Source organism: Ruegeria sp. AB6 (assembly GCF_056542685.1).
Genome location: NZ_JBQGAD010000029.1, coordinates 1 through 4,078 on the forward strand (window position 1 = coordinate 1; position 4,078 = coordinate 4,078).

The window sequence follows — 4,078 nt, forward strand, 5'->3', positions numbered from 1 at the left end:
AGCGCACGACGTAGACTGAGACTTCTGAGTGTCTGACGACGCGTGCTGCGTTTGGGCCGAGGAGGTAGTCTTTGAGGTCGGGCCGGTGTGCGCCGATGACGATCAGGTCGCTGCCTGCTTCTTTGGCCGTGTGCAGGATTTTCTGATAGGCCGTGCCCGTGGCGACCACATGGCGTACCTGTGCGTTGCGCGCTTCGCCCAGGACCGATTGACCCAGTGCCTCGAGCGCTTCTTGCGCTTTGGCCACGGCTTGCTCGTGATGCTCGGGCTCGAAGAAGCTGCCGACAAAGGATTCCCCAAAATCCGGCAGCACCGTAACAACATCAAGCTGAGCATTGTCGAGCTCTGCCAGCCGCGCGGCCTGACGTAGGACCTCGGCATCGGTTTCGGGCTTCCCGGCATCTACGGCACAGAGGACGGATTTGATCATGATGTTACCTCTTGTTCGCTTGTGCGGGCTGCACGGCTGCGTTGCAGGAAGGCGATGAAGCCCAGCAAGATCAGCGCCGGGATGAAGATCAGCTCTTTGGGGGGCTGGTTCTGGGGGGCCTGCACGGTGGTGATGCGGACGGGCTCGTCGGCGTAGTAGTCGAAGTTCGACAGCTCGTCCGAGACCGGGGTGCCGAACAGAGGCTCATCCAGCTTGACCAGGCCGTCCTCCTCAAGCGGCAACAGGCCAAGGGCATCGATGCGGGCCGCACCATCACCCTCGTCGCCGACCGTCAGGACCACGGTGGTTTCGGTCATGTTGCCGGTGTCAAAATCGGGGCCTGCGACCTCGATCCGCAGGGTGCTGCCCGGTGCGGCGTTGCCCACGGCTTGCTCCAGCTGTGCCGGGTCGATCTGCGCGAAGGGCGGCGCGATGCGGTTCATGAAGAAGTCCGGACGGAACAGCGCAAAGGCGATCAGGATCAGCGCCACGCTTTCGTAGATGCGGTTGCGGGTCAGGAACCAGCCCATGGTGCCGGCGGTGAAGATCAGGATCGCGATGGTCGCAGAGATGGCCACCAGAATGCCCTGCACCCAGCCCACATCAATCAGCAAGAGATCGGTGTTGAAGATGAACACGAACGGCAGCGCCACGGTGCGCAAGGAATAGAAGAAGGCGGTGAAGCCCGTCTTGATCGCGTCGCCTCCTGACACGGCAGCAGCGGCAAAGCTGGCCAGACCCACGGGCGGCGTCACATCGGCCATGATGCCGAAGTAGAACACAAACAGATGCACCGCGATCAGCGGCACGATCAGACCGTCCTGCGCGCCCAGTTCCACGACCACACCCGCCATCAGCGAGCTGACGACGATATAGTTCGCCGTGGTCGGCAGGCCCATGCCCAGAATAAGGCTGAGCAGGCCCACCAGCGCCAGCATGGCGATCAGGTTGCCGCCCGACAGGAACTCGACCAGATCGGCCATCACCTGCCCCACACCGGTCAGCGTCACGGTGCCCACAATCACGCCTGCAGTGGCGGTGGCCAGTGCGATGCCGATCATGTTGCGCGCGCCGTCGATCAGGCCGTTCCACAGGTCGGCCACGCCAGCCATGAAAGCATTGGCCGTGTTGCTCTCACCCCGGAAGATCGACTTCAGCGGCTTCTGCGTCAGCAGGATCACGAACAGCAGCGAGGTGGCCCAGAAAGCCGACAGACCTGGCGATTTCTGCTCGATCATCAGGAAGTAGACCAGCACGATGATCGGCAGCAGGTAATGCAGACCGGCCTTGTAGATCTCGGCAATGACCGGCAGTTCGACCTCTTTGGCGTTGGGGTCATCGGGGACGAGATCCTCGACGCCCGAGGCCAGTTTCAGCAGGATCAGATAGGCCACCACAACCAGCGCCGACAGCACCAGACCAGACGCCCCCGGCATCAGCGCAATCACCGCCTTGATCGGGTATTGGATGCCATAGCACAGCCCGGCAAAGCCCACGAAGAACACCGCCATACCGCCGATCGTGCGGCCCATCGACACCACGCGGTTGCCCAACGTCGGCATGTTCCGCTTCACCGCCTCAAGGTGCACGATATAGACCAGTGCGATGTACGAGATCGCCGCCGGCAGGAAGGCATGCGTGATCACCTCGACATAGGAAATGCCCACATATTCCACCATCAAAAAGGCCGCTGCCCCCATCACCGGCGGCATGATCTGACCGTTCACCGAAGAGGCGACCTCGACCGAGCCCGCCTGTTCGCTGGAAAAGCCCACCCGCTTCATCAGCGGGATGGTGAAGGTGCCGGTAGTCACCACATTGGCAATCGAAGAACCCGAGATCAGCCCGGTTGCCGCCGAGCCCACCACAGCCGCCTTGGCCGGGCCGCCGCGTAGGTGCCCCAGCGCGCCAAAGGCCATCTTGATAAAGTAATTGCCCGCACCCGCCTTATCCAAAAGCGCACCGAACAGCACAAACAGGAAGACGAACTTGGTCGAGACACCCAAAGCGATGCCAAAGACCCCCTCGGACGTGATCCACATATGGCTCATGGCCTTTTTCAGGCTGGCGCCCTTCCACTGGATCACCTCGGGCACCCAGGAGGATGAGCCAAAGAACACATAGGCCAGGAAAATCGTGGCAATGATCGCCATCGCCGGGCCAAGCGCACGCCGCGCGGCCTCGAACAGCAACAGCAACCCAGCCAGGGCCACCCATTTGTCCACGTCATCGGCCAGCAGGCCATTGTTCACGACTTTTTCGTAGAAAATATAACCATAAAGCGCGATCACCGCACCCACCACGCCCATGATCCAATCCTGCACGGGGATGTAATTGCGCGGGCTGGATTTCAGCGCCGGATAGGCCGCAAAGGCCAGAAAGATCGCAAAGGCCAGATGGATCTGGCGCGAGTTGTTCACCACGCTGCCCGGCAGCAGCACATTCGACAAGGGCGAGGCCAGCACCACCTGAAAGACCGACCACAGCACCGCCACGATGGCCAGAAACAGCCCCACATTCCCCGCCGGATTGCGCGCGCCCGCGTCAGAGGACGCCACCAGATCCTGAAGCTCTTCTTCAGATAGCGGGCGGTTGGATTGTGTGTCGGAACTCATCTGGCGTCTCCCCGTCATATGGCCGTTTCGGCCTTATCGTCCCCCCGGTTGCCCCGGGTGCAAAAGGGGCGCGCCCGTCACAGGCGCGCCCCACATCAGGTCCGGCTTACTGCAGCCAGCCTTTTTCCTTGTAGTACTTCTCGGCACCCGGATGCAGCGGCGCCGACAGACCGTCCGAGATCATCTCTTCGGGCTTCAGGTTCGCAAATGCCGGGTGCAGCTTTTTGAAATCGTCAAAGTTTTCAAAGACCGAGCTGACAACCGCATAGACCGCGTCATCGGATACATCCGCCGAGGTCACAAAGGTCGCGCCCACACCAAAGGTCGTGGTGTCGCCATCCGAGCCGCGATACATGCCACCGGGGATGGTCGCGGTGCGGTAGTAGGAATTGCCGTCGATCAGACCATCGATCGCCTCGCCGGTCACGTTCACCAGAACGGAATCACAGGCAGTGGTCGCCTCCTGGATCGAGCCCGACGGGTGACCCACGGTGTAGATCATCGCATCGATCTGGTTGTCGCACAGCGCCGCCGACTGCTCAGCCGCTTTCAGCTCCGAGGCCAGCTCGAAATCGTCCAGCGTCCAGCCCACGGCCTCAAGCACAACATCCATCGTGCCGCGCTGACCCGAACCCGGGTTGCCGATGTTCACGCGCTTGCCCTTGAGGTCTTCAAAGCTGGAAATCCCCGCATCCGCGCGCGCCACAACCGTGAACGGCTCAGGATGGACCGAGAACACCGCGCGCAGGTTCTCAAACGCGCCCGCATCTTCGAACTTCGAGGTGCCGTTATAGGCATGGTACTGCCAGTCAGACTGCGCCACACCAAACTCCAGCTCACCCTCGCGGATGGTGTTGATGTTGTAAACCGACCCACCCGTCGATTCCACCGAACACCGAACCCCATGCTCCTTACGGCCCTTGTTCACCAAACGACAAATCGCGCCACCCGTCGGATAATAAACGCCCGTTACACCACCCGTGCCAATCGTGATAAACTCCTCAGCATAAGCCGCAGGCGACAAAAATGCGGC

General features: G+C 61.4%; 3 protein-coding genes. All 3 read right to left on the minus strand.

The window, feature by feature from the left end:
- Positions 1-430, minus strand: a 430-nt coding sequence (locus ACR0DB_RS22480) for a universal stress protein (protein WP_170775899.1), incomplete at its 3' end; no start/stop codon positions are given.
- On the minus strand, positions 427-3,045 hold the full coding sequence (locus tag ACR0DB_RS22485; protein ID WP_480553076.1) for a TRAP transporter permease: 2,619 nt from the start codon (positions 3,043-3,045) through the stop codon (positions 427-429). The genes ACR0DB_RS22485 and ACR0DB_RS22480, both read right to left, overlap by 4 nt.
- Positions 3,046-3,151: 106 nt before the next feature.
- Positions 3,152-4,078, minus strand: a 927-nt coding sequence (locus tag ACR0DB_RS22490; RefSeq protein WP_214646868.1) for a TAXI family TRAP transporter solute-binding subunit, incomplete at its 5' end; no start/stop codon positions are given.